The following is a 4,001-nucleotide window of genomic DNA, read 5'->3' on the forward strand; positions in this document are numbered from 1 at the left end:
TAATTTTTCAATCGATTATCACCGTGTTTGACAATTGAGCCAGCTTTCAGTACATTCAAAACTTATGGAAAAGGTGGTTTATTTTTCCTATACCCCCCTTATCCTATAAATAATAATAGCCTGGCTAATATACATCAAGCGTGCCCCGCTTTAACATTCCGAGCCTGCATTAAACATGAATGTTTACTTCGCTAAAATAAATACCCAGGTGCAGGGCGCTTTTCCGGTTGGATTAATTCTTGATTTGATAATTAAGATCAGGCTAGCCCGAAAACAATGATATAGTACTGACCTAAAAAATAGGAGGTTAAAGAACAATAAGATATCAGTGACTTAACCGTAGTGACGGAGAGCTCACTTAGGAGAATAAAGTGAAGTCTCTTTGGCTTTTGTTACACACTGCGATTTTAAGCGCAATATCTATTAACCCTATTCAGGTGTCTGCAGATCAGCCGGCAACTCAATCAGCCGTTCATGCGGCAACCGCAGAATCAGAAATTACAAGAAAAACAACCTATTTTCAACGTGCTCGTAGTTATTCCACCCACCCTGAGTCTGACCCGCCTCGCTACGTGCGTAACCTGGCTAAAACTGAATATGAAGCATTCAGAAATCTTGACTGGTTAGACGCTGGAATTGATCATCGAACACGCTATGAACTGCGTAATGATGATATTCGCCGCAATCAAGTTTTAACTGATCATCAATTCCTGCTTCGGACTCGAGCCTATATCGGTATCAGAAATATACTCGACCCTTTTCGTATGGCGGTCGAATTTCAGGATTCTCGAGGCTACAACAGCCATTTTCCAAAAGACAATCGTGACTGGAATCCTTTTGAGCTGATTCAGACATATGGCGAATTGTATTTCAAGGACGCTTTAGGCAAGGATGATTTGGGAAACAGTCGTCCGCTCAGGATTCGAGGTGGCCGCATGTCTTGGGAAGCAGTAGACCGGCGATTGCTGGGAAACAATCAATGGCGTAATACCACCAATAATTTTGAAGGCTTCCGTGTCACTTTCGGGCAAGAATCGAATGATTGGGAGCTCGATGCATGGGGAATGCAGCCTGTCATTCGTAACATCAACGAATTTGATGGGCGCAGCAAAGACCAATGGTTTTATGGCGCTGTAGGGCATTGGCGCAAATGGTCTGATGTAATGACAATACAGCCTTATTTCATGGGACTAAAGCAGGATGACAGACATGGGCGGCAAGCTGAGCGGGATATCTATTCCCCTGCCATACGTGTTTACGGGGTCGTGCCCAATACCGGTGTTGATTTCGATTTCGGCGCCATTTACCAGTTTGGTCAGGATAATGGCAGGAAGAAATCGGCCTGGTCTTATTTATTAGAAGTGGGATATTCCATTAAACATGATTGGAAACCAAGATTGAGCGCCTTTTATGGCTTTGTCAGTGGTGATCGTAATCCAAATGACAATACCGATAATCGTTTTGAGCGGTTCTTCGGGTTTGCCCGTCCCTGGTCACCCGATGATTATCTTATTATGGAAAACGTTAAGGCGCCCAAATTAGTGTTTGAATTCTCGCCGCACAAAGATGTATCCATAGATGGCGGTTATAGCTGGTTCTGGCTGGCAAGTACTACTGATCGCTTTAACAATCTGATGAATGTTTCGACTCCTACCGTCTTTAATCGTGACAGCACCGGTCAGAGCGGGGATTTTATCGGGCAATCGATCAACGCTCGTATTAATTACAAGCTGGCTCCTCTGATTGATGTGACGATTGGGTATTCACGTTTTATGAATGGAGGATTTGTAAAAAATAGGCAGCTGGCCGCATTTGGAGAAGCTGATGGGGGCTCCAATTTTTTCTATACAGAAATATCTGTCAGGGCATTTAAGTAGAGCTTACTCAAAAAGTATAAATATTTGATTATATTGAGTAATGGTATATTTTTTGGTAAAATAGTGCACGTAAATATGTGAATTAACACCAAAAGCCGTGCACTATGATTCGTTATGTCAGTCAAAAGCAACTGCCCCTCGAAGGATTTGATACACCGCCAGGCATGATACTTGATCCCACTAATCGCTGGGTAAAACTGAGGGATTGCCTACCGTGGGATGAGTTGTCCGAGAGCTACTATAAGACGTTATGTTCAAATCTGGGCCGCCCAGCCAAAGATGCCGGAATTGTGATTGGAGCGGTGATTATTAAACATAAATTATCGGTCTCAGATGAAGAGACTGTTGAACAGATTCGAGAAAATCCGTACCTGCAATATTTTATTGGTCTGAAAGGTTTTCAAGCGCAGGCGGCCTTTGCGTCCTCATTACTGGTTGAGATACGCAAGCGCATGGGTCAGACAGTATTTGATGAGTTTCATGAGGCGATCATCGAAACGGTTGAACCTCGACGGACAAAGAAGTCAGTCAAAGCAAGTGATGATGACAACGACGGCAATGATGTGTCAAATAGCGGTGATACGGGCAGCAATGACGCGGGTACTGCAATGGAGGCAGACCAATCTTTGGCCGATGAGCTGCCGCGCAATCACGGCAAATTAATACTGGATGCGACCGTTGCAGAACAGGCCATACGCTATCCGACAGATCTTGGACTGCTGAACGAAGCGCGTGAATTAAGTGAGCGTATCATTGATGAACTGCATGCCAAAAGTAACCGGGCACAGAAAAAGAAGCCGCGCACTTATCGCGAGATTGCCAGAAAAGCCTACCTCAGCCTGGTCAAGTTAAGACGGCCATCCAGCAGAAAACGGCGTGCCGGTATCAGGCAGCAATTGCAGTTCCTGCAGCGGAATTTAAAGCATATTGAAGAAATGCTGACGGAATATCCACATGGCACGCCCATACCAATACCCAATGGGTTGTTACGCCGCTACTGGGTATTGCCCCATTTATACCAACAACAATATGAGATGTACAAAACCAACACCAGACGTTGTGATGATCGCATCGTCAGTATCAGTCAGCCGTATATTCGACCCATTATCAGGGGAAAGCCCGGCAAGACAGTGGAATTTGGCGCCAAAATAAGCGTGAGCTTGACAGGCAAAGGGTTGGCACATGTCGACAAGCTGCACTGGGACGCACAGCACGAAGGTCATGATCTTGAAGCGCAAGTTGAAGCCTACAAAAAACGTTACGGCTATTATCCAGAAGTCGTCATTGCCGACACGCTATATGGTTCACGTGATAATCGCAGCTATCTGGAACGCAAGCACATCCGCTTCTCAGGCAAACCACTGGGACGTCCGCCAAAGAGTACACCTGAAAACAAAGATGAGATCAATCGCCTGAAAGCACAACGCCGGCAGGAATATCGCGAACGCATTCCGATTGAAGGAAAGTTTGGCCAAGGAAAGTATGGATATCGACTCAACAATATCCGAGCCAAGCGGGCTGACACCTCTGTCGCATGGATCAATAGCATCTTCCTGGTCATGAATCTGCTCATCTTGGTGCGGGTTTTTATTTGCCTGAGGAATCTTGCTGCCAAAATAGCATCCTGGGTGACAAAAAAAAGCATGCCCAGAGAAATTCCGTTTGCGCGTGACTGCCAATTCATCTCAAACCAGAATTTCTACTTGGCAGCGCGTATCTGATCGCTGTATTTCTGAGTAAGCTCTAAGTAACCTGCAAATGAATCACCCCGGATTTTCCGAAGACTTTTTAGGGAAACGCTGATTAATTGGCTGCATGAGCGAATCACTTCGTTGCGCGGTACTCACGCCTTCGCCTATCTAATTGATAGGTCTCAGTTGCTGGTTCCAGGCGTCTCGCGCTTCATCTCGTTCGCCGAATTAATCAGCGTTTCCTGAGTTCGAGTCAATCTGGTTAACTGCCGATTCAGCTGCGGTTACCGTGCTTTCGATGTACCGGAAAGAGAGCTTGCGGCTGCGGAGGTTAATTCTCTGGCATCTCAATTGCTGGTGCAGTTTTTAAGGCTTGTTCCGCCTTCCAATTCTTGACCATTGCGCCTACGGTGGAAAAGGAACCTCCTGTCAT

The 4,001-nt window shown here is 45.6% G+C and carries 2 protein-coding genes; both read left to right on the forward strand.

Annotation, left to right across the window (positions count from 1 at the left end; all coding sequences use genetic code 11):
- Window positions 1-371 precede the first annotated feature (371 nt).
- Window positions 372-1,877, forward strand: coding sequence for an alginate export family protein (locus C8R34_RS15890; protein ID WP_110342236.1), 1,506 nt, complete (start codon window positions 372-374; stop codon window positions 1,875-1,877).
- A 104-nt stretch (window positions 1,878-1,981) separates the two neighbouring features.
- Window positions 1,982-3,598: an IS5 family transposase gene (locus tag C8R34_RS15895; RefSeq protein ID WP_110342238.1), complete on the forward strand. Its 1,617-nt coding sequence runs from the start codon at window positions 1,982-1,984 to the stop codon at window positions 3,596-3,598.
- Window positions 3,599-4,001: the final 403 nt, after the last annotated feature.

The organism is Nitrosomonas sp. Nm84, assembly GCF_003201565.1.
Classification (GTDB): Bacteria; Pseudomonadota; Gammaproteobacteria; order Burkholderiales; family Nitrosomonadaceae; genus Nitrosomonas.